This is a genomic window from Haliea sp., assembly GCF_040221975.1.
Classification (GTDB): domain Bacteria; phylum Pseudomonadota; class Gammaproteobacteria; order Pseudomonadales; family Halieaceae; genus Haliea.
Window position 1 is genome coordinate 67,690 of record NZ_JAVJWR010000010.1, and the last position, 19,822, is coordinate 87,511.

A 19,822-nucleotide genomic window follows, 5' to 3' on the forward strand; every position below is an offset into this window, starting at 1 on the left:
GCGTCTCCGCGGAGTCGTTTTTCGGTTATATAGAACGCCATAAATTGAAGAGAGAAGCTATAAAACGACGCCGCGGCCTTGGGGTCAGCCTCACGGCAGCGTCCGTTGCGTCAAATTCGGCCATAGGCCCCACATGAGTACCGACACGCACTATGGTGGGTGGACCGCAGATAGCAACAGCAACTCTCGCGGGCTGCCATGGAGGGCGCCATGGTCACACTGCGGGCCCCGAAGAACGACCATGTTTTCCAATGCCGCTGTGCCGGCTCGGCGCCATTCCCGCCCCCAAAAGTGGCACTCCCTGCTATAGTAGCCACACCCGATTCAACTCATTGAGACACCATGCCCAAGAAGCCCGCCACCCCCACCTTCGCCGACACCCTCGTCCAGCTCGAGGCCCTGACCGCTCGCCTGGAAGACTCGGACACCACCCTCGAACAGTCCCTCCAGGACTTCGAGCAAGGGGTACAGCTCATTCGTCAGGCCCAGCAATCGCTACAGGAAGCGGAGCAAAAGGTGCAATTGCTGCTGGAGAAGGACGGCAAGCCGGTGGCCCAGCCTGTTGAGGATCCGGGCGCCGAGGCGAAAGAAGGCGAGTGAGCGACGTCCTTGCGGAGTTCATGGCGCAATGCCGCGCGCGCTGTGAGGCCAGTCTGCTGGCCCACGGCGGCCTCGGCGCGCGGCCCGGGCAGGCACCACCGGGCCTCGCCGGCTTCGAGCCCGCGGTGCGCTATGCCCTGGAGTCCAGCGGCAAGCGCATCCGGCCCTGCCTGCTGTATGCAGCGGCCCAGGCCGTCGGTGCCGGGGCCGACCTGGACGAAGCACTCGACCATCCCGCCTGCGCGCTGGAGCTGATTCACACCTACTCCCTGATCCACGACGACCTCCCGGCGATGGACGACGATGACCTGCGCCGGGGCCGCCCCACCCTGCACAGGGCCTTCGACGAGGCCACTGCCATTCTGGTGGGCGACGGCCTGCAGGCGCGGGCGTTCGAGCTGCTCGCGGATGCGCCCGGTCTTTCGGCGGGGCAAAAAGTCACCATGATCAAGGCCCTGGCCCGGGCCGCCGGGCTGGGGGGTATGGTCGGGGGACAGTTCGTGGACATCACCAGCACCGGTCACGCGCTACACCTGGACCAACTGCAGGCCATGCACGCTCTCAAGACCGGCGCCCTGATCCGCGCCGCGCTCAGCCTCGGCGCGATCGCCGTCGGCGCCTCCCCCAGCCAGCAGGCGGCGCTGGAAGACTATGGCGACCATGTCGGCCTGGCCTTCCAGGTGGTAGACGACATTCTCGATGTGGAAGGCAGCACAGCCACCCTCGGCAAGACCGGCGGCAAGGACGCGCTAGCCAACAAAACCACCTACGTCAGCCTGCTCGGCCTCGCCGGCGCCCGGGAGACCGCCGAGCACCTGCTGGACGGCGCCCTGGAGGCGCTGGAAGTCTTCGGGGAATCGGCGGAGATGCTGCGGGGACTGGCGCGGGTTGTGGTAAATCGGAGGGTCTAGGGTTCGAATCCCTCGCTCTCCGCCATCTATATAGGGTGTAAAGGCCCTTAGGGGCCTCTTTTCACTTTACCCACCACTTACCACCGCCTTATTTTTGATGCCAAACGTCAACTCGATTTTTTAGCGATGTAACAAGGGGTTATTACGCAACTGTTCTATGGCGAGATCTACAAATGAGCGTATCTTCGCATTGGCCCTTCGTCCTTCGAGATACACCACGCTGACGGGTATGGAGGCCGGCTCGAAGTCCTCCAGCACCAGGACCAGCTTTCCCGAGTTCAGTTCGTCGGCGACCTGGTAGGACATAAGCCGGGTTAGACCAGCGCCCATTACCGCCGCACTGACTGCGGCTGCATTCTGGTTGCACTGATAGCGCGGTGAAATCCGTACTTTCTTGTCGCCGAATACCCAGGTGGTCAACGGCTCCACCGTGGTGGACTGGATGATCTCGTGCTGACTCAGCTCTTCCGGCGACTGCGGACCCCCCCGTGCCTTTAGATAGGCAGGCGATGCACAAACCACGCGCCGCACGTCACCCACCTTGGTGGCGAACAAACCGGAGTCCGCAAGGTCACCGATGCGGATTGCGACGTCGAGGTTTTCTTCCAGGAGATTGACGATACGATCCTGGAATAGGGAACTTACCGAGACCTTTGGGTGCTCCTTAACGTAGTCGGCAATGATGGACACGATATATCGCTGGCCAAAAAGCACGGGCGCGGTAATCGAGAGAAGGCCACTGGGTTCAGAATAACTTCCGGTAATCGCGGCCTCGGCCTCCTCCACCTGTTCCAGTATAGATTTCGTATCGGTGTAATAGCGCTGGCCCGAATCAGTAAGGCGAACATGTCGGGTTGATCGGTGAAAAAGGGGAATACCCAGCGCAGTTTCCAGGCGCGCCACTGAGCGCGTTACCGCCGGCGCAGACAACTCCAGAACGCGACTGGCCTCAACGAAACTGCCTTCCTCCACGACGGCCACGAATACCCGCATTGCTTCCAACTTATCCATCTGTTTCTCCCGTGTCTGGATTTCAGCCGGCCCGCACTATTGCATGTACAGCAATAGCCAATTGTTGTTCGCCCCAGTTATCTGATCAAGAGTTTGGTCCAGAATGGGTACCGCTGACACCAACAAAGGAGATTAGCATGTCACACATACCAACACCCATATCCATAGAAGACTCACCGGTCGAATCGCAGGGGCCTCTCACAAGTATCAAGCAGGCCCTGGGTTCTGTCCCCAATTTGTTCCGCATTATCGGTAACAGCCCGGCTACCCTAGAGGGCTACGTGGGGCTCAACTCGGCACTGGCCAGTGGCCTGCTGGATCCACCTACCCGGGAGCGCATTGCCCTGGCCGTGGCCGAGGTCAACGGTTGCAACTATTGTCTCGCAGCACACAGCTATCTCGGTTCAAACGTGGCTAAGTTGACGGAAGCGGAGATTCAGGCCAATCGCCACGGTACGTCGGGCGATGAAAAAGCCGCAATCGCCGTTGAATTTGCAGTTCGGTTATGCAGGCAGCGCGGAACGATGAACAAGGAGGATATAGACAAGGTTCTCGCCGCCGGGTTCAGCGCGGCCGAAATTGTCGAGATCATCGGCCACGTGGCACTCAACACACTGACCAACTACATCAATGAGGCACTGGCTACGGAGATCGATTTTCCGGCAGTGAACGAACTCGGCGTATAGCCGGGTTCGCCCCCCATTCCCCCATGTTCAGGCAATCACCGGAGACCACCATGAGCAAACCACCACTACCCCCTTTTAACGAGCAAACAGCGATGCAGAAGGTCCGTCTCGCGGAGGACGGATGGAACAGCCGCGACCCCGAAACGGTAGCGCTGGCATATGCCGAGAACAGCATCTGGCGAAACCGCGCCGAGTTCATTACCGGTCGCGACGCCATCCGTTCCTTTCTCACTCGAAAATGGGCCCGGGAACTGGAATATCGATTGATCAAGGAGCTCTGAGCCTACCAGGGTAATCGGATCGCAGTGCGGTTTGCCTATGAGTTCAGGGACGACTCAAGCAATTGGTATCGCGCATACGGCAACGAAAATTGGGAGTTTGCAGGCAATGGGCTCATGCGTCGGCGTATCGCGAGCATCAACGAACATAGTATCGCCGAGAGCGATCGCCAGTTCCACTGGCTCCAGGGCCGCAGGCCGGATGATCATCCCGGGCTCACGGCACTTAGCCCGAATATTTCATAAGCAGGGGTAGAAAAACGGCGGAAACTCCTTAAAAATCAGTGTGCGACCATTGATTCAAAAGAGATTTCCGCCGTGACAGAATGCTACCAGACTTCCCTCGAATTTCCATCCATTAAGCGTCGTAAAGTTGAAGCCGATTTCAGCGGCGGTGCCATCACCAGCAACGGCGGTATCCCGCTGCTGTCGCAGGTCGATCGGCAGATGGGGTTGACCCAGGCAGTGGCCAAAGTGATCGGGGATAGTCGCCGGCAGGCCAGCTGCGATCACTCACTGCTGGAACTGTTGCGGCAACGGGTCTATGCGCTGGCGCTGGGCTATGAAGACCTGAACGATCACCATGACCTGCGCAACGATCTGGTACTGCAAACCGCGACCTCACGAGTCGAAACATTGGCCAGCCCTTCGACCCTGTGCCGGCTGGAACACCGCACCGGTCGCCAAACCGCTGTTGCCATCCACGAGGTGTTGTTCGAGCAGTTCGTCAAAGCCCACGACAAGCCGCCTCGCCGACTGATCCTGGACTTTGACGCCACGGACACACCGCTGCATGGCGACCAGGAGGGACGTTTCTTCCACGGCTATTACGATCACTATTGCTTCCTGCCGCTATATGTCTTCTCTGGTCGCCACCTGCTGGTGAGCTACCTGCGCCGGAGCGACAGCGATCCCGCGCGTCATACCTGGGCGATCCTGTCGCTGCTGGTCAAGGCACTGCGCCGCCACTGGCCGAAGGTCGAGATCATCTTCCGCGGCGACAGCGGCTTCTGCCGCTGGAAGATCCTGCGCTGGTGTGAGCGGCACGATGTACGCTACATCGTCGGGCTGGCCAAGAATTCCCGGGTTAAAGCTCAGGCAGCCCTGTGGCTCAGCATGGCCGAATCGCTGTATGACCTGACCGGCAAGAAGCAGCGCTTGTTCGCCTCGATAGGCTATGGCGCCCTCAGCTGGGACAAACCGCGACGGGTGATCGCCAAGGCTGAACACAGCCGTCTCGGCGCCAACCCCCGTTTCGTGGTCACCAACCTCAAGCAGGGAGATCAATATCTTTATGACAAACTCTACTGTGCCCGCGGAGATACCTCGCCGGCCACATGGAGAACCGGATCAAGGACCAGCAACTCGATTTATTTGCGGGTCGCACCTCCAGTCACCGCTGGTGGCCAAATCAGTTACGGCAGTTACTGTCGGGCTTGGCATATACCCTGTTCGAAGGCCTGCGGCGCCGGGCACTCCAGAACACTCGACTGGTCACCGCAAGCCCCAATACCCTGCGGCTGACACTGCTGAAGATCGGCGCGGTAGTGATCCGCAACACCCGTCGAATCCGGCTGCTCCTGAGCAGTGCGTGCCCCCATCAGGATCTCTTCCGTCTCGTGGCCCAGCGCCTGAACACCACATAGCTCCCCATGAGTGCTGCCCCGGCACGTTGACAAACAATGGGGGTTGGGGGAGCTGTGTCTGAAAAAAGCGAAAACCCAAAAAATGACGAAAAAATATACAGATGACGGCGTGACTACGCGCTACGGAATCACTGCGGCAACAATATCGCCTTGACCGAGACACTCGTGCAACATTGGGGTTAGATTCTAGTTTTCCCGATATGCTTCCACAGGCCTGTTGAGCACACAGGCCATTGCTTCATGGATCGCACGGGCATCATCCAGTGCGCGGTGCGCCCGCCTTCTTGCACCGTGGTTCAACTCTTCGAGGGCAATTGTGTAGTCAGCCATCTCACCCGCCGTAAACAGACCCCCGATATCAACAACACTGAAGAGCTGCCTGGTCGCGGCGGCCTCAAACAGCCGTTGTATCCAGAACCCGTCCCAGTCGGCGTGGTCAGAATAGATGCATGTCCCCCGCAGAAGCGCATTGAGCTCACACGCCACCTCCGTGACGTGCTCTCCATCGCGAAACAGGTGGTCCCGTGAAAGACCGTGAAGCGCTTCCGCCTTCGCGCTCCAGTGATCCCAGGATTTCACCGGCAGGATAAGTTTCTGGTACTGAATCTGATGGCCATAGATACCGACCTCGATCGGGTAGCTAAGAGGACTGAGCCCACTGGCTTCTACATCTACTACTGTCAGGTAATCCATGACACGACTTCCCTGGTTCACCAAGACGCTGTGATCTGCAGCTGTACGCTGACCGCCCACGCGGCCGTATCGCGCCCGCGGTCTCCTACACATTGCGCGGACTTCTGCATTCCAGCCACCGGGTCATGAAATAATCCAGGGAGATCTTTCCATGTCCCCAGACGATAATGACCAGCAACGCGGCGCCCCACAGTACGTGATCAGCCATGGCTACCGGCGCAATGACTTCCAGGCTCATCACCGCCACGGCATTGACCACGAACAGACCCGCGGCGGACACCCGGCTCAACAATCCCAGTGTCAGTAACACCGGAAATACCAGCTCACCAAAGGTGCCCAGCCACGCCGCCAGTTCCGGGGAAAGTAGCGGACCCCGGTACTCCTCCTCAAACAGAAACAGCGTGGATCCCCAGTCCCGCGTTTTCTGCAGGCCGGCGGGAAAGAAGATCCAGCTGGCGTACAGGCGCAGAACCAACAAGGCGATGTTCTGTAGTGGCTCCGCTGGATAGGCAACTATCTCGTTGAATTTGTGGAGTCTGTAGATGATGGTGTTCATGTCGTGCTCCTTATGTCGTAGAAAATGGGAGGCGCAGCCCGATAACAAGCTGCTCCTCGATGGATGTATTCAGCCACTGCTCCAGTGGCAACTGCTCTGGCGTGGACTGTCCGATAACGTCGCTGACCTTCAGGCCCGGTCGGCAAGCCAACTGCAACCAGCCCTGCTCACCCGGCACGGCCTCGCGCACCTTCGTGGATAACCCCTGTCGCCACACCAGGGCGGCCTGGCCCTGCCCATGCTGCAACAAGCGAATGGCTGCGCCGAGGTTTGGCTTGACCGGGTCTTCGCGGTGTGCATCGTAGATTTCCACAATCGGGTAGATCGAATTGAGAACATGCAGTCCGGTCGCAAACTGAAACGAATAGTCATGGCTCTCGAGCCCCTGCAACGCAGAGAAGGAGCCCGGGTCTGGACGCGGGTCCTCCGCGCGCTCCGCGAGATGAATGCACCAGTCCAGGCGGGCGCAATCCGCAAGGTATGGATGAGCGTCAGACATGGTCTGGTTTTCCAGCCAGTCGGCAAAGCCGTCGCCCCACAGACCCCAGTCGAAGACCTGACGGCCCCGGGCCAGCAGATAGTCGCGAGCGAATGCTGCGAGGCGGTCCGCTCCTATCAGGCAAGCCAGTGTGGGGAATGTGATGGAGATGGACCGGGCAGCTGCCGCTGCCAGGTTGCGCCTGTAGATTGCAAGGCCGGCAGCATCGAGCCCGGCAGGTGTGCGGGTTGCGAACAAGGCGCCAATAAGCGCGTCCTGGTCCAGCCGGGATTGGCAGCCGTTATCCATGGTGATCACCGTATTGCCTGGCCTTGCGCGCCTCTTGCAACAGGTAGACCCAGTCGGGAATGTTGTTATCCCATTCGACCAGTGTATGAATCGGTCCCATTCGGTTTACCGTGTGACGATACGCCTCCCAGACGGGAGCTGACACCGCGCCACCATGATCATCAATAAGCGGTTGTCCCGGGGACGCCGGGGTGTTTCCCGCCAGGTGCAGTTGTTGTACCTTCGCGGCATCGATGCCATCGATAATCTCTTTTGTTTCAGCCAGCGGATTCAATACGCCGCTGTTGACGGCGTTTACATAGATGTTGTTGATGTCGACGAGAAGCCCGCAGCCCGTGCGTTCACTCACGGTCTGAAGAAATTCGAACTCCGTCATGGTGCTGCCCGGCAAGGTGATATAAGCGGCCAGGTTTTCTATCAGAAGCCTGCGTCCCAGAGTCTGCTGGACACGATCGACATTCGATGAAAACTGCGCCACAACCTGTTGGTTATAGGCAAGAGGGAGCAGATCACCTGCATGCATTAATTGTCCGCTGCCAGGTGACCAGCTGAATGCGGCGTGGTCGGAAACAAACACCGGATCGATGCGATCCACCAGCCGTTTGAGTTTTTGAATCTCAGCATCCGGCACGTTCGCCATTGTACCGAGACCGAGACTAGTCGCATGGACACTTACCTCAAGCTGCGCGCGCACTTCCTGTAGCAGCGCCAGCGCCATACCGCCTTCCATATAGAAGTTCTCTGCATGAACTTCAACAAAGTCAATTGCTTCGCTGCAGTTCAGTACATCGCGGTAGTGCGGGTGGCGCAGGCCGACTCCGAAGAGCGTATTGCGTCCTGCGCTTTCAGTTTTGTTATCCATGCAACCGGCCCCGGTTCGACGAGCCAGTCAGCTCTCGCTTTCCTGTGCCTTCAATAGCGCCCGGGCCTTCTCTTTCGAGTATCCTCCGAGCGCCTCACAGGTGCCGGCGTCCACCACTTTGTATTCGCCGATATCGAAATCGACGGTGGACTGGGCTGCACAGGAGTGAGTGCCTGCCAGGTTTGAACAGTCGTTTTGCCCGGCCTTGGAGATGCCATAGCATTTTTCCTTGCCGGCGGCGAACGACGGCTGGGCTATCGACATCGATAGCGTACCAGCTATCACCGCCGCCAGGGCCGCTGTAGTCAACGCTTTGTTTTTCATGGTAGAACTCCTCAATAAATGATGTATGTGCGGGAAGGGCAAGCACGTGATCAAAGAAGTTTCGCCGGATCGGTGTCCTCGATCTTCTTCCAGTTACCGTCAGCTGTCTCGATCATGCCATCGGTATCAGCCAGCCACAGGTCTTGTATGCTGGTATCCAGGTTCAGATACAGCTTGCCATCGACGATACGCCAGACCTCAGGATCCGCAGCAAACTTCTTGCCTTTGGCAACGCCAAATGCGCAGTAGCCGTTATAGGCGGGCACATATTTCTCCGGGTCTTTTGCAAACGTGTTCTTGTTCTCCAGGGTGGCGAACAGATAGGTCGCGCCATTGTGCGAGACGACAAAGTGACCAGAACCGCGTACCGGCCGCTTGTTCGTGTGATAGGAGACAACGTCGTAGCCCCATACCGCAGGCGTACTCTGGCTGAAGTCAGCGGCAAACGCGTTGATGGTAAACAGCACCCCGGCGAGGGTTGCGATAATCGATTTGAATTTCATAGTTTGGTTCCTCTCATTTGGTAATGTAACAAGACATCTGATAAGTGAGGATGAGTATCATCCAGGTTCGGGCTGCTCAGAAATACTCCTGTCAGCACCCTGGAAGTAATCTACCGCGCCTGCCCTGCCGGGTAATTGGTGCAACTGTCAATTGATTATTGCCCGAAATGAAATGGTGCGGCCCGACGTAATGCTGCTACGGGGCCTTCCTCGTTAACGTCAGTTCGCAGTGCCAGATCCTGGCCCCACTACTTCGTTGACAGGCAGGTATGAATTTACGCCGACGGGTATCGCGCTGCGCTGATCGGCGATGACGGCTAGGTATCAGCGGTGGAAAATCATTGCTGTGAAGTCTCGCCCCGTAACCGTTCGGCCAACAGGTCAATAAAAGTTCGCACGCGGGCAGAAGCAAAGCGACCTTCACGATGCACGATGTGTACGGGCAAGGGGGGGTGGTTCGAATTCTTGCAATCGCAGTTGAGAGCGACCGCATTGCAACTCCGATACCGCCTGGTAAGAGACCAGGCGGGTAATGCCAAAGCCTTCGACTGCGGCGGCCAGGGCCGCGTCATTGGTGGTGACCTTGAGTCGGGGTTGTAGCCGCAGGGGATACTCTCCCAGACCAGGATGGAAGCGCCAGGCGGCGTCAAAGTTGCCGGCGCTGGAGGCCACAATGGTATGCTCGTGTAGATCCCGGGGGTCGGAGGGAGCTCCGTGGGCTGCGATGCAGGCCGGTGAGGCGACTACCACCATGTGCACTTCGCCCACCCTCAGCGCGCGAATACTGGAGTCTGGTAATTCGCCGATGCGCACGCCCACATCCAGGCCTTCTTCCAGCAAGTTGATTACCCGGTCCAGAAATACCGCATCCAACTCGGTACCCGGGTAGCGCTGCAGGTAGTCGACGATGCCGGGCATGACGAATGTCCTCCCGAACATTACCGGTGCAGTCACTGAGAGATGGCCGCGTGGGTCGGCGTTAATGCCCAGGGCCGCCTCATCTGCGGCCTCCAGGCGAGCCAGGATCTGGCGGGCATCATCCAGGTAGCACAGGCCGGCCTCGGTGGCGCGCACATAGCGGGTGGTGCGGTTGAGCAGTTTAACTCCGAGGTGCTCCTCAGCCCGGAAATCTCTCCGATAGAATTGAAATAGGCCTCTGTCTGGTGCATAAAGTAAGAGCCGGCAAGCACTTACACAGCACGAGAGGAAGAGGCCTATGGTTACAGAGTGTAACTCCCCACAGCTGGAATTTCACGCATTAGGTCGTCGGGAAGTGGTGGGCCGTTTTGACGGTGGCCGCATCACCTCGGATGGTGGCGGGCTGTTGCTACGCGAGGTGGATGTTCGCCTGGGCATGCTGCCCCGACTGGCCGCCTGCTTCACCGATTACCGTAACCCCAACAGTGTCGAGCACAGTGTCCAGGCGCTGGTTGCGCAGCGGGTGTATGGCCTGGCGCTCGGTTACGAGTATCTTAACGATCACGACACGCTGCGCTCGGATAGCCTGCTGGCGGCACTGGTCGGCAAGCGGGATCTGACGGGGGAGCGCCGGGAGCGTGCCCGTGACCAAGGGTACCCCTTGGCGGGTTCGAGCACCCTCAACCGCCTTGAGCTGGGTACGCCCGGCTCGGCGGCCGGGGATCGCTACAAGAAGATCGCGGCTGACCCCGAGGCCCTGGACCGGTTGCTGGTGGATCTGTTCCTGGAGTCCCATGAACGGCCGCCACGGGAGATCTGGCTCGATCTGGATGCAACCGATGATCCCCTGCACGGCCACCAGGAGGGGCGCTTCTTCCACGGATACTATGGGTGTTACTGCTATTTGCCACTGTATATCTTCTGTGGCGAACACTTGCTGTGCGCACGGCTGCGTCCGTCGAATGCCGAGGGTGCCGCGGGTAGCGTTGAGGAATTGGAGCGGATCGTAGGCCAGATCCGGGCCCGCTGGCCGAAGACGCGGATCGTGATCCGCGGTGACTCCGGTTTCTGCAGAGATGCCATCATGAGCTGGTGTGAAGAGAACTGTGTTGGCTACGTGCTGGGACTGGCCCGCAACAAACGGCTTTACAAGGCCTTGGGCCGGGAGCTGGCTGAGGCCCGCGCCGAGCACGAGATCACCGGCAAGTCGGCCAGACGGTTCCGCGACTTCCGCTATCGCACCCGCAAGTCCTGGTCCTGTGAGCGTCGGGTGGTGGGCAAGGCCGAGTACCTGCCCTACAAGGAAGAATCCGCGCTTCGTGGTCACCAACCTGCCGAGCAGCCGCGGCGGCGCCAAGCACCTGTATGAGAAGCTGTACTGCGTGCGTGGCGAAATGGAGAATCGCATCAAGGAGCAGCAACTGGGATTGTTCGCCGACCGCACGAGCACTGCGACGATGCGTGCCAATCAGCTACGGCTGTACTTCTCCTCCTTCGCCTATGTCCTGATGCATGGTCTGCGGCGGCTCGGCCTGCAGGGCACCCGGCATGCGAAGGCCCAGTGCACGACCATCCGGTTGAAGTGGCTGAAGATCGGTGCCCGGATCCAGATCACGGTACGCAAAGTCTGGCTCTCGTTCTCCGAGGCGTATCCCTACGCCAGCGACATTGCCGAGATCCTCGCCAACCTGCGCCGCTGCCCTGCGTGGGTGCCACCGGGATAAACGCCCACCAAACTGGTCTCACCCGTCACCGGCAAGATCTGCTGGGGATCTCGCTCGTCCGGCTGTCGGACTTGGCATGATCTGAGTGTGTGGAACCACCGAAATCGTCGCCTGCAGGCAGGCGCAATGGCGCGTCCGTCAGCCCCGCACGCTACGATCGCCGGACCCGCCATTCGAATTGCCGTGAAACAGGCAAAAAAGGGCCCCTCAAAAAAATCGGTGAGCGAGGCGGGCTAGGCTGGCGACCGCGCGGGTCACTGCCGGTGGCGATATGCCCAACCTGCGGGCCGCTGCCGCGAACCCTTCCTCTTCGGCGACTGCTACATAGATCTGCAGGCTCTGGAATCAATCCGTCTATTATTCCTATTATTGGAATATAAAATTTCAATAATAGATGATTCTTTACTCAGTGGGAATTTGGCACAGTGTGTCCAGTACGCGGCGCACAGGGCGTGGCAACAGTAAGCAGCACAGGAGGTATCGCCATGACGCACAAATTTGCAGAAATCGCATTCACGCCAAGCGTCCGCGAAATCCAGGCGTTGCAGGGCAGTCGGGCCGCCTATGCCGGGATGGATGAGGGCGAGGACTACAACTATCGCCTGGGTGAGCGCGAGGCGAGTTTCATTGCCGAGCGGGACAGCATTTACATGGCCAGCGTCAGCGAAACCGGCTGGCCCTATGTGCAGCACCGGGGCGGTCCGGTGGGTTTCATGAAGGTTTTAGAGGACCGCCGTATCGGGTTTGCCGACTACTCCGGCAATCGCCAGTATGTCAGCGTCGGCAATTTCAGCCAGGACAACCGGGTGGCCCTGTTCTTCATGGACTACCCCAATCGCCGTCGGCTGAAGCTGTTGGGCCGGGTGCGTACAGTTGGCCTGGAGGAGAGCGAGATCCTGACGCGGCTGGAGGACGAGAATTACCCAGCTCAGGTGGAGCGGGGCTTCGTAATTGACGTCGCGGGCTTCGATTGGAATTGCCCGCAGCACATTACCCCGCGTTACAGCGATACTGAAGTGACAGACATGCTGCAAGCGTTGCTTCAGGAGAACCGGCGGCTCAGACACGTCTTGTAAGAGCGGGCCGGGACGCAGGCAGATCCCCAATCTACAGTCGGAATACCCGGCGAAGAGGAGGTGCTCGGCAAAGGTCCCCTGGAACTGATGGTCAGCGCTGTGCGCCAGTTGGCGCCGCGAGTGCGGGCGTTCGAACTGCGCAACCTGCAAGGCGGTGAATTGCCGGCAGTGGAGCCCGGCTCGCACCTGCGCATTCCGGTGAGGCTACCGGGAGGCAAACTGGTCGAACGGCATTACTCCATTGCTTCCAACCCGGCGCGCCGGGATATCTATGAGATCGCTGTACTGCGGAAAAAGCAGGGCAGCGGTGGTTCGCGCGCGGTACATGAGAGCTACGGGATCGGAACACGGCTTCGCGTGAATCCGCCCGCCAATCATTTTTCTCTGCACGATGACGAGCGCCCGGCGCTGCTGATTGCCGGCGGTATCGGCATTACGCCGATCAAGGCTATGGCCCGGGCTCTGGCCAATCGCGGTGCGGAGTTCCGCCTGCATTACGCGGGCCGCAGTCGTGCCGAGATAGCCTTTCGCGATCGCCTGGAACGTCAACTGGGTGATCGCCTGCAGGTCCACAGCTCAGCCGAGGGCGAGCGGCTCGACATTCACGCCACCCTCGCCATGGCGCCGCGCAACGCCCTGATCTATGCCTGTGGCCCGCAGCGGCTGATCGGCGCCGTGCAACAAGCGGCGCGAGAACTCGGCATCGCGCGTAATCGAATTCGGCTGGAATTTTTCAGCTGATGGCACAAGCCAACTCCAACATCAACATCAAAAGCGATAGACCCATGTCAAACATTAAGCTCTATCGCCACGCTCTGTCGGGGCACACACACCGCTGGTGAATGTGTTCGGAGCGGCGCTGGACCACGCCCAGGCGTAGGACATTTCCTATGGCCTGCTGTCGGAAAGCAGCGTCGGCACAACACTGTCAAAATTGTGGTCAGCGAGAGGGGGCGTGAATGATTTAGTAGAATGACGATTCAGCGCTTCCCCAGAATTCGAATTTGATATTCATGGGACCACCATGGGACCATCCTCACGTCTCTTGATGCCCTCTAATGCCGGGCTCATTTTTAACGCTCTGATTTTCAAGGCATTAGGAGGCGTGGCGAGGCGGCAAAATGCATGGCTCAGGGTTTGTCGCCCTGGGACCGGACTCCCAAGGGGAAACCGGGCTGCTACGGTTTTTCCGCCGCGAAGTGCCCCATCTTGGCGCCCTTGGTCAGCAGGTACTTCTCATTGTGCGGGTTGCTGTGGCAATGCAGCGGCACCCGCTCAACCACCTCCACGCCGTTCTCTTCCATGGCTGAGACCTTGCGGGGATTGTTGGTCATCAGCCGCACCCGGGTGATGTTCAGGTGCCGCAGCATGGGGCCGAGGATGCTGTAATCGCGCATGTCGGCGCCAAAGCCCAGTTGTTCATTGGCTTCCACCGTATCGGCGCCGGCGTCCTGCAGTTTGTAGGCCTTGATCTTGTTGAGCAGGCCGATGCCGCGGCCTTCCTGGCGCAGGTAGAAGATGGCGCCACGACCTTCCGCGGAGACGGCCTTCAACGCCGCTTCCAGCTGGTTGCCGCAGTCGCAGCGCAGGCTGAACAGGGCGTCACCGGTCAGGCACTCGGAGTGGATGCGCGCCAGTACCGGCCCGCCGCTGCCCACATCGCCCATGGTCAACACCACATGTTCCTTGTTGGCGTCCGGATCCTCGAAGCCATGGATATCGAATACCCCCCAGGCGGTGGGCAGGCGCGAGGATTCAACGTAACGTACTGACACAGGAGCTGTCCGGCTGTAAAAGGGGGCATAGTCTAGCACTTTATGCGCGCCCGTGTGGGCGCCGGGTCACCACGCCCGCGACAATGACAGTACACCCTCGCGCTCACGCAATTCCACATGCTGCAGGTAGCTCATTCCCAGCAACACTGTGGAGGGATACTCCCCTGCCGTCACCGTCGCGCGCACGTTCTCCACCCGGATTCCGCCGACCTCCACGCTGCGCAGGGTCACCATCCAGGCATCGATGGTGGCGCTGGCGGTTTCCAGCTTCGACGGCATGCCGGCCCTGTAATCCACCCCCAGTGCGGACGCCTGGCGGGCGCTCATGGCCACCACGTTGGCCCCTGTATCCACCATCACCTGGATGCTGCGGCCATTGATCTGTGCGCTGGTGATGTACTGCATCCGATCATTGCGGGGAATGTCGAGCTGGCGCCGCTCGGGCGCCACAAAGTTGGTGGTAATGTTGCGGTTCAGACCCAGCCGTTGGCGCTCGCCGTTGATCTCCAGCACCGCCGCGGCGGCATCTGCGCTGAGCAGCTTCACACCCTGGAAGCTGTCCCCGGCCTTCAACGTCTTGCGCTGGCCGTTGATCATCAGCACCGCGGTATTGGGCAGCAGGGCCTCCACGGTGACGGACGCCGCCTGGGCCTGGGCGGCTGGTGACAACAGCAGGGTGTTGGCCAGCAACAGCAGGAATATTGCACGGATCCGGGGTGCAGTCCGAGCTCTGTTGCAGGCATTTGCCATCCGCCGCACCTCATGGTTTGTGACGTCATGCAGTTTAGCAAGCCCACGCACGATGAAGAAGCCACAGCGCTGTGATTCGTAAAGGCCAGAGTGCTGAAGTATGATAACGGCAGTGCGCTTGAGCCAATTCCTATGCCAGACACACACGAAGCCATCACCAACCTCCTTGCAAGCAGGTCCCGGATTGATCTGGCCTACCTGTTCGGGTCACTTGCGCGCGGTTCCGCTCACTCCGGCAGCGACCTGGACCTCGCCGTGCTGGCGCGTCCCTCCCTGTCAACCGAGGAAAGCATTGCGCTGATTGAGGATCTGGCGGGGCTACTGGGGCGGCCGGTGGATCTTGTCGACCTGACCACCTGTGGTGAGCCACTCCTGGGCGAAATTCTGCGCCACGGTATCCGGGTCAAAGGCAGCTCCGCCGTGCACGCGGAGTGGGTCAATCGACATCTGGTTCTGATGGAGGACTTCTACCCCTATGTTCAGCGCATGTTGAGAGAGCGCCGGGAATCATGGATCGGTTAATTGTAGAGAGGAAACTGGAGTCTCTTCGTCGCAGCCTTGAGCGGGTCCGGACCAAGTGCCCAGACGCAGTTGAGGAGTTTTTGCTGGACATCGATGCGCAGGATATTGTCGTTCTCAACCTGAGCCGCGCTGTGCAGCAGTGCGTGGACATCGGAACTCACCTTCTCAGCGACAGCCGACTCCCTGCGCCAGAAACCATGGGCAGCACTTTCGACCTGCTGGCTGAGGCGGAAATCATTGATGCGACTCTGGCAGAGCGCATAAAGAAGTCCGTGGGTTTTCGCAACGTGGCCGTGCATAGCTACAGCGCGCTCAACATGACCATCGTTCACGCCATTGCCCGCGAACATCTTGAAGATTTCACGGCCTTTGCCCGCGCGGCGGCCGCACTCTTGCAGGACCAGTAACCCGGCGCCTGATAACGAACGACAAGCAGGCTCTACCCTGCCGCCACCACCCAAACTGCGACGTGCACACAGACACAGGCCATCACCCCCGCCAGCACATCATCGATCATGATCCCGAAGCCGCCTGCCACCCTGCGGTCCAGCCACCCGATCGGCCAGGGCTTGAGGATGTCGAAGATCCGGAAGGCGACGAAGCCGGCCAGCACCCAGACCCAGCCCGCAGGCAGCGCCCACATGGTGATCCAGTAGCCGACGAATTCGTCCCAGACGATACCGGGGTGGTCGTGAACCCCCAACTGGGCACTGGCGCGGTCACAGATCCACACGCCGGCGACGGTGGTGACAACAATAAACAGGCTGTACCAGAGCAAGGGGGAGGCGGTGTTGGCCAGCGCCGCTTCGGCCAGCAGGAACAGGGGAATCGCGGCCAGGGTGCCCGCGGTGCCGGGGGCCCTGGGTGACAGGCCACTGCCGAAACCGAAGGCGAGGAACTGCACCGGATTGCGGAGGATCGCCAGCGGCGGAGCGGCGGGCTTGGCGGCCATAGAGTGATTTCCATTGTGAAGTGAATCCAGTGTACTGCGTCTCGAGCCCGCCGTGTAGGAGCCCGCTCTGCGGGCGATAGCCACCTATCGCCCACAGACGAGGTGAATGGCCGCGCAGCGGACAGAGCAAGTGGCCTGGGCCAACGGGCTCCCACAGAGAGACAGAGAGCGCGGGTTACGAGAAGTGATTATAGCCTGCCGTGAGGTCACCGAAGCCGGGGCAGGAGACACCCTCACCCGCCACCACCTCGCCGACCCGGGTGCAGCCCGCCGGCGCGGATGCAGCGGAGGGCAGGCAGAAGCACAGCTCGTAGTCATCGCCGCCGGCCAGTGCCCAGCGCAGGGCCTGGTCACGGTCCGGATGCGCCGCCAGGGCCGGCGACAGCGGCAGCCGCGCCGCGTCGAGTTGAATGCGCACCCCGCTGGCGGCGGCGATATGACCGGCATCCGCCAGCAGCCCGTCGGAAACATCAATGGCGGCGCTGGCACGGGTGACCTCTGCTCCCGGGCTCCCGGGCCCGACCCCCAGCAGCGCCACGCCCAGCGCCAGCTGCGGCGTGGGACGGAAAAAACGCTGCTCCAGGTATTCCGCTGCGGCCGGGTCCGGCCGATAGCGCCCCTCCAGTACCGCCAGCCCGCCCGCCGCATCGCCCAGGGTGCCGGACACATACACGCCATCCCCTGGCTGCGCCCCAGCGCGTAGCAGGGCCCTGTCGACCGGCACCGCGCCAAAAACCTGCACCGTGATGGTGAGCGGCCCGCGGGTAGTATCGCCACCCACCAGGGGCAGCGCCAGATCCGCAGCGGCTGCGCCTACCCCCTGGCTGAAGCTGTGCAACCACAGTTCATCGGCATCCCGCAGGGTCAGGGCCAGGGTCATGCCCAGGGGCCTCGCGCCCATGGCCGCGAGGTCGGAGGCCGCCGCCGCGACCGCACGGTAGCCGACATCCTCGGGCAGGCTGTCCTCCAGGAAGTGTACGCCCGCCACCACTGTATCCACCGAGGTCGCCAGGCGCTCCCCGGGTTCCAGCGCCAGGATGGCGCAATCATCGCCGACGCCCAGCGCCACCGCGGGGCCGGCGCCAAAGGCGGAAAAGTAGCGGGCTATCAGGGAGAATTCGTCGGCCGGCATCAGGCGTCGGCTTCGGTTTCGGCCTTGCGCAGCTGGCGGGCGACCTTGTCGAGCACGCCATTGATGTACTTGTGGCTGTCGGTGGCTCCGAACTTTTTCGCCAGCGAGACGGCTTCGTTGATCACCACTTTCCAGGGCACGTCGATCCGGTGCTGCAGCTCCCACGTACCCATGCGCAGCAGACTGCGCTCGATGGGGCCGAGGTCGTCCAGCTTGCGGTCCAGCAAGGGCTCGAAAACCGCTTCCAGCTCAGTGACGCTGGCCGGAACCCCGTGCAGCAGGGCCTGGAAGTACTCCAGGTCCACGTGGCTGAAGTCGTAGTCGGCGCGGAACTCTGCTTCGATCTGGTTCACCGGCGCCGCGGCCATGTGCCACTGGTACAGGGCCTGCATGGCGTAGTGGCGGGCCTTGTGGCGCTCGGCGGCGAGGGTATTGCGGGCCTGCTTGTTCACGCGCGCGGTCAGCTCCCGATCCGGCCCAGCAGACTGACCATTTCCAGCGCCGACAGGGCCGCTTCCGCGCCCTTGTTGCCGGCCTTGGTACCGGAGCGCTCGACTGCCTGCTCGATGGAATCCACGGTCAGTACGCCGAAAGAAATGGGGATGCCGTGCTCCAGGCTAACCTGGGCGATCCCCTTGGTACATTCGCCGGCGACATACTCGAAATGCGGGGTGCCGCCACGGATCACCGCGCCGAGGGCGATAATGGCATCGATGCCGCCCTTTTTGGCCACCCGCTGGCAGACCAGCGGGATCTCGAAGGCGCCGGGGGCGCGCACGATGGTGAGCTGGGCATCCTTGACCCCGTGGCGCCGCAGAGCGTCAATCGCGCCCTCCAGCAGGTGCTCGACTACAAAGTTGTTCCAGCGCCCCACCACCAGCGCAAACTTACCGCCGCTGCCGGTGAAATCCCCTTCAATCGTCTTGATGTTTGCCATTGCCTGTTCCTTGTTCGCTGGGCCCCGGTTCAGGGCGCCAGGTATTCGAGTACTTCCAGGTCAAAACCCGAAATCGCATTGTACTTGATGGGCGCGCCCATCAGGTGGATTTTTCCGACCCCGAGATCCTTCAGGATCTGGGAACCGAGGCCGACGGTGGTATAGGTGTCGGGCAGTGCACCCGTGCTTGAAGGCGCCTGGCCCAGAGCCATGTCGACGCTGTCCAGCAACTGCCCGGCGCTCTCCTGGCCCGCCAGCAGCACGATGACACCACGGTCGGCTTCCGCCACCCGGGCCAGGCAGGCGCCGATACTCCAGGAGGCGCGGTCCGGTAGCTGGCTGGTGATCAGGTCGCGCAAGGTGGAGGCAACATGCACCCGCACCAGCGTCGGCTCAGCGGCGGCAATCTCGCCCCGGGACAGCGCCAGGTGCAGGCGGCCGCCGGTGTCATCGCGGTACACGGTCAGCCGGAAGGGTCCGTGACTGGTCTCGATCTCGCCTTCCCGCACCCGCTCGATGGTGCGCTCATTGACCATGCGAAAGTGGATCAAGTCGGCGATGGTACCGATCTTGAGGCCGTGGCGGGCGGCAAACTCCACCAGCGCCGGGCCGTCGGCAAGGACACCGTCCGGTGTCAGGATGTCGGCGATGACCGCCGCCGGCAGCAGCCCGGCGAGGCTGGCATAATCGCTCGCGGCCTCGGTATGGCCGGCGCGGGTGAGCACGCCACCGGGGGTAACCGTCAGCGGGAAGATATGCCCGGGCTGGACGATATCCGCGGGCACCGCGTGGGGCGCGACCGCGGCCAGCACGGTGCGGGCGCGGTCGGCGGCGGAAATGCCGGTGTCTATGCCCACGGAAGCCTCGATGGAGAGGGTGAAGTTGGATTTCTCGCCGTGCGCCGCGGCCACCATGGGCGGCAGGTCCAGCTGCCGGCAGCGCTCCTCGGTCAGGGTCAGGCACACCAGGCCCCGGGCCTGGCGGGCCATGAAGTTCACGTGCTGGGCGGTGACGTGTTCCGCCGCCACCATCACCACGCCCTCGTTGTGGCTGTCGTCGTCATCGTCCACCAGCACCACCATGCGGCCCTGGCGGATGTCACTGATCAGTTCGTCTACGGTGTTTACTTGCATGCCAATCGAATCCTTGTGAGCGTTGCGATCTGGGCGGCCCCACCTG

23 protein-coding genes and 3 pseudogenes are annotated in these 19,822 nt (G+C 61.1%); 10 read left to right on the forward strand and 16 right to left on the reverse strand.

Annotation, left to right across the window (positions count from 1 at the left end; translation table 11 throughout):
• The first annotated feature begins 342 nt into the window (after positions 1–342).
• Both xseB and RLO07_RS03355 read left to right on the forward strand, forming a co-directional pair.
• Positions 343–600, forward strand: coding sequence for an exodeoxyribonuclease VII small subunit (gene xseB / locus RLO07_RS03350; RefSeq protein ID WP_462290722.1), 258 nt, complete (start codon positions 343–345; stop codon positions 598–600).
• Positions 597–1,511, forward strand: coding sequence for a polyprenyl synthetase family protein (locus tag RLO07_RS03355; protein ID WP_462290723.1), 915 nt, complete (start codon positions 597–599; stop codon positions 1,509–1,511). Before xseB ends, RLO07_RS03355 begins: the two co-directional genes overlap by 4 nt.
• A 120-nt stretch (positions 1,512–1,631) precedes the next feature.
• On the opposite strand, the gene RLO07_RS03360 is transcribed toward RLO07_RS03355, so the two are convergent.
• Positions 1,632–2,522, reverse strand: coding sequence for a LysR family transcriptional regulator (locus tag RLO07_RS03360; RefSeq protein WP_462290724.1), 891 nt, complete (start codon positions 2,520–2,522; stop codon positions 1,632–1,634).
• Positions 2,523–2,659: 137 nt separating this feature from the next.
• Here RLO07_RS03360 and RLO07_RS03365 point away from each other — a divergent pair, with 137 nt between their 5' ends.
• The 3 genes and pseudogenes from RLO07_RS03365 to RLO07_RS03375 all read left to right on the forward strand — a co-directional run bounded on the left by RLO07_RS03365 (position 2,660) and on the right by RLO07_RS03375 (position 5,132).
• Positions 2,660–3,208 (forward strand): carboxymuconolactone decarboxylase family protein, encoded by a 549-nt coding sequence (locus RLO07_RS03365; RefSeq protein WP_462290725.1) that lies wholly within the window; start codon positions 2,660–2,662, stop codon positions 3,206–3,208.
• A 50-nt stretch (positions 3,209–3,258) separates the two neighbouring features.
• A pseudogene (locus RLO07_RS03370) lies at positions 3,259–3,732 on the forward strand (nuclear transport factor 2 family protein).
• A 63-nt stretch (positions 3,733–3,795) separates the two neighbouring features.
• Positions 3,796–5,132: pseudogene (locus tag RLO07_RS03375) on the forward strand (IS1380 family transposase).
• Positions 5,133–5,318: 186 nt separating this feature from the next.
• Here RLO07_RS03375 and RLO07_RS03380 read toward each other — a convergent pair.
• The 7 genes from RLO07_RS03380 to RLO07_RS03410 form a co-directional block, all read right to left on the reverse strand.
• Complete coding sequence (locus RLO07_RS03380) at positions 5,319–5,825, reverse strand: hypothetical protein (RefSeq protein ID WP_462290726.1); 507 nt, start codon at positions 5,823–5,825, stop codon at positions 5,319–5,321.
• Positions 5,826–5,910: 85 nt separating this feature from the next.
• Positions 5,911–6,381, reverse strand: a complete 471-nt coding sequence (locus RLO07_RS03385) for a DoxX family protein (protein ID WP_462290727.1) — start codon at positions 6,379–6,381, stop codon at positions 5,911–5,913.
• Between the two features lie 10 nt (positions 6,382–6,391).
• A complete protein-coding gene (locus RLO07_RS03390) occupies positions 6,392–7,168 on the reverse strand; it encodes an HvfC/BufC family peptide modification chaperone (protein WP_462290728.1) in 777 nt (258 codons plus the stop codon).
• The gene (locus tag RLO07_RS03395) at positions 7,161–8,030 is read right to left on the reverse strand and encodes an MbnB/TglH/ChrH family RiPP precursor modification enzyme (RefSeq protein ID WP_462290729.1); all 870 of its coding nucleotides are present in this window, start codon (positions 8,028–8,030) and stop codon (positions 7,161–7,163) included. Before RLO07_RS03395 ends, RLO07_RS03390 begins: the two co-directional genes overlap by 8 nt.
• A 27-nt stretch (positions 8,031–8,057) precedes the next feature.
• Positions 8,058–8,354 carry a BufA1 family periplasmic bufferin-type metallophore gene (locus RLO07_RS03400; protein ID WP_462290730.1) on the reverse strand — a complete coding sequence of 99 codons (297 nt, stop codon included), beginning with the start codon at positions 8,352–8,354 and terminating at the stop codon, positions 8,058–8,060.
• Positions 8,355–8,404: 50 nt separating this feature from the next.
• The gene (locus RLO07_RS03405) at positions 8,405–8,857 is read right to left on the reverse strand and encodes a YHS domain-containing (seleno)protein (protein ID WP_462290731.1); all 453 of its coding nucleotides are present in this window, start codon (positions 8,855–8,857) and stop codon (positions 8,405–8,407) included.
• A gap of 420 nt (positions 8,858–9,277) precedes the next feature.
• Positions 9,278–9,931 carry a LysR substrate-binding domain-containing protein gene (locus RLO07_RS03410; protein WP_462290732.1) on the reverse strand — a complete coding sequence of 218 codons (654 nt, stop codon included), beginning with the start codon at positions 9,929–9,931 and terminating at the stop codon, positions 9,278–9,280.
• 142 nt (positions 9,932–10,073) lie between these two features.
• On the opposite strand from RLO07_RS03410, the pseudogene RLO07_RS03415 reads away from it, so the two are divergent.
• Positions 10,074–11,499 (forward strand): annotated as a pseudogene (locus RLO07_RS03415) (IS1380 family transposase).
• A gap of 207 nt (positions 11,500–11,706) precedes the next feature.
• Here RLO07_RS03415 and RLO07_RS03420 read toward each other — a convergent pair.
• The gene (locus RLO07_RS03420; protein WP_462290786.1) at positions 11,707–11,835 is read right to left on the reverse strand and encodes a LysR family transcriptional regulator; all 129 of its coding nucleotides are present in this window, start codon (positions 11,833–11,835) and stop codon (positions 11,707–11,709) included.
• 149 nt (positions 11,836–11,984) lie between these two features.
• Between RLO07_RS03420 and RLO07_RS03425 the strand changes: the two genes are divergently transcribed.
• Entirely contained in the window at positions 11,985–12,575 is a 591-nt protein-coding gene (locus tag RLO07_RS03425; RefSeq protein ID WP_462290733.1) for a pyridoxamine 5'-phosphate oxidase family protein, read from the forward strand.
• Positions 12,576–12,635: 60 nt separating this feature from the next.
• The gene (locus RLO07_RS03430; RefSeq protein ID WP_462290734.1) at positions 12,636–13,316 is read left to right on the forward strand and encodes a ferredoxin reductase; all 681 of its coding nucleotides are present in this window, start codon (positions 12,636–12,638) and stop codon (positions 13,314–13,316) included.
• Positions 13,317–13,753: 437 nt separating this feature from the next.
• Here the strand turns inward: RLO07_RS03430 and ribA are convergent, their stop codons facing one another.
• Entirely contained in the window at positions 13,754–14,350 is a 597-nt protein-coding gene (ribA, locus tag RLO07_RS03435) for a GTP cyclohydrolase II (RefSeq protein ID WP_462290735.1), read from the reverse strand.
• A gap of 66 nt (positions 14,351–14,416) precedes the next feature.
• Positions 14,417–15,100 carry a TIGR02281 family clan AA aspartic protease gene (locus RLO07_RS03440; RefSeq protein ID WP_462290736.1) on the reverse strand — a complete coding sequence of 228 codons (684 nt, stop codon included), beginning with the start codon at positions 15,098–15,100 and terminating at the stop codon, positions 14,417–14,419.
• Positions 15,101–15,232: 132 nt separating this feature from the next.
• Here RLO07_RS03440 and mntA point away from each other — a divergent pair, with 132 nt between their 5' ends.
• Both mntA and hepT read left to right on the forward strand, forming a co-directional pair.
• Positions 15,233–15,622, forward strand: a complete 390-nt coding sequence (gene mntA / locus RLO07_RS03445; RefSeq protein ID WP_462290737.1) for a type VII toxin-antitoxin system MntA family adenylyltransferase antitoxin — start codon at positions 15,233–15,235, stop codon at positions 15,620–15,622.
• Positions 15,610–16,029: a type VII toxin-antitoxin system HepT family RNase toxin gene (gene hepT, locus RLO07_RS03450; protein ID WP_462290738.1), complete on the forward strand. Its 420-nt coding sequence runs from the start codon at positions 15,610–15,612 to the stop codon at positions 16,027–16,029. Before mntA ends, hepT begins: the two co-directional genes overlap by 13 nt.
• Positions 16,030–16,061: 32 nt before the next feature.
• Here the strand turns inward: hepT and RLO07_RS03455 are convergent, their stop codons facing one another.
• The 5 genes from RLO07_RS03455 to ribB all read right to left on the reverse strand — a co-directional run bounded on the left by RLO07_RS03455 (position 16,062) and on the right by ribB (position 19,776).
• Positions 16,062–16,574, reverse strand: coding sequence for a phosphatidylglycerophosphatase A family protein (locus RLO07_RS03455; protein WP_462290739.1), 513 nt, complete (start codon positions 16,572–16,574; stop codon positions 16,062–16,064).
• A 175-nt stretch (positions 16,575–16,749) separates the two neighbouring features.
• Positions 16,750–17,706 carry a thiamine-phosphate kinase gene (gene thiL, locus RLO07_RS03460; RefSeq protein ID WP_462290740.1) on the reverse strand — a complete coding sequence of 319 codons (957 nt, stop codon included), beginning with the start codon at positions 17,704–17,706 and terminating at the stop codon, positions 16,750–16,752.
• A complete protein-coding gene (gene nusB, locus RLO07_RS03465) occupies positions 17,706–18,158 on the reverse strand; it encodes a transcription antitermination factor NusB (protein WP_462290741.1) in 453 nt (150 codons plus the stop codon). The genes thiL and nusB overlap by 1 nt, the downstream gene beginning before the upstream one ends.
• A gap of 8 nt (positions 18,159–18,166) precedes the next feature.
• Positions 18,167–18,643, reverse strand: a complete 477-nt coding sequence (gene ribH, locus RLO07_RS03470; protein WP_462290742.1) for a 6,7-dimethyl-8-ribityllumazine synthase — start codon at positions 18,641–18,643, stop codon at positions 18,167–18,169.
• A gap of 29 nt (positions 18,644–18,672) precedes the next feature.
• Positions 18,673–19,776 (reverse strand): 3,4-dihydroxy-2-butanone-4-phosphate synthase, encoded by a 1,104-nt coding sequence (gene ribB / locus RLO07_RS03475; RefSeq protein ID WP_462290743.1) that lies wholly within the window; start codon positions 19,774–19,776, stop codon positions 18,673–18,675.
• Positions 19,777–19,822: the final 46 nt, after the last annotated feature.

Excerpts from the sequence above, each read along its gene's own strand:
- xseB (WP_462290722.1), top strand. The coding sequence starts at position 343 with ATGCCCAAGAAGCCCGCCACCCCCACCTTCGCCGACACCCTCGTCCAG.
- RLO07_RS03360 (WP_462290724.1), bottom strand. The coding sequence starts at position 2,522 with ATGGATAAGTTGGAAGCAATGCGGGTATTCGTGGCCGTCGTGGAGGAA.
- RLO07_RS03365 (WP_462290725.1), top strand. The coding sequence starts at position 2,660 with ATGTCACACATACCAACACCCATATCCATAGAAGACTCACCGGTCGAA.
- RLO07_RS03380 (WP_462290726.1), bottom strand. The coding sequence starts at position 5,825 with ATGGATTACCTGACAGTAGTAGATGTAGAAGCCAGTGGGCTCAGTCCT.
- RLO07_RS03385 (WP_462290727.1), bottom strand. The coding sequence starts at position 6,381 with ATGAACACCATCATCTACAGACTCCACAAATTCAACGAGATAGTTGCC.
- RLO07_RS03390 (WP_462290728.1), bottom strand. The coding sequence starts at position 7,168 with ATGGATAACGGCTGCCAATCCCGGCTGGACCAGGACGCGCTTATTGGC.
- RLO07_RS03395 (WP_462290729.1), bottom strand. The coding sequence starts at position 8,030 with ATGGATAACAAAACTGAAAGCGCAGGACGCAATACGCTCTTCGGAGTC.
- RLO07_RS03400 (WP_462290730.1), bottom strand. The coding sequence starts at position 8,354 with ATGAAAAACAAAGCGTTGACTACAGCGGCCCTGGCGGCGGTGATAGCT.
- RLO07_RS03405 (WP_462290731.1), bottom strand. The coding sequence starts at position 8,857 with ATGAAATTCAAATCGATTATCGCAACCCTCGCCGGGGTGCTGTTTACC.
- RLO07_RS03425 (WP_462290733.1), top strand. The coding sequence starts at position 11,985 with ATGACGCACAAATTTGCAGAAATCGCATTCACGCCAAGCGTCCGCGAA.
- RLO07_RS03440 (WP_462290736.1), bottom strand. The coding sequence starts at position 15,100 with ATGGCAAATGCCTGCAACAGAGCTCGGACTGCACCCCGGATCCGTGCA.
- mntA (WP_462290737.1), top strand. The coding sequence starts at position 15,233 with ATGCCAGACACACACGAAGCCATCACCAACCTCCTTGCAAGCAGGTCC.
- hepT (WP_462290738.1), top strand. The coding sequence starts at position 15,610 with ATGGATCGGTTAATTGTAGAGAGGAAACTGGAGTCTCTTCGTCGCAGC.
- RLO07_RS03455 (WP_462290739.1), bottom strand. The coding sequence starts at position 16,574 with ATGGCCGCCAAGCCCGCCGCTCCGCCGCTGGCGATCCTCCGCAATCCG.
- thiL (WP_462290740.1), bottom strand. The coding sequence starts at position 17,706 with ATGCCGGCCGACGAATTCTCCCTGATAGCCCGCTACTTTTCCGCCTTT.
- ribH (WP_462290742.1), bottom strand. The coding sequence starts at position 18,643 with ATGGCAAACATCAAGACGATTGAAGGGGATTTCACCGGCAGCGGCGGT.
- ribB (WP_462290743.1), bottom strand. The coding sequence starts at position 19,776 with ATGCAAGTAAACACCGTAGACGAACTGATCAGTGACATCCGCCAGGGC.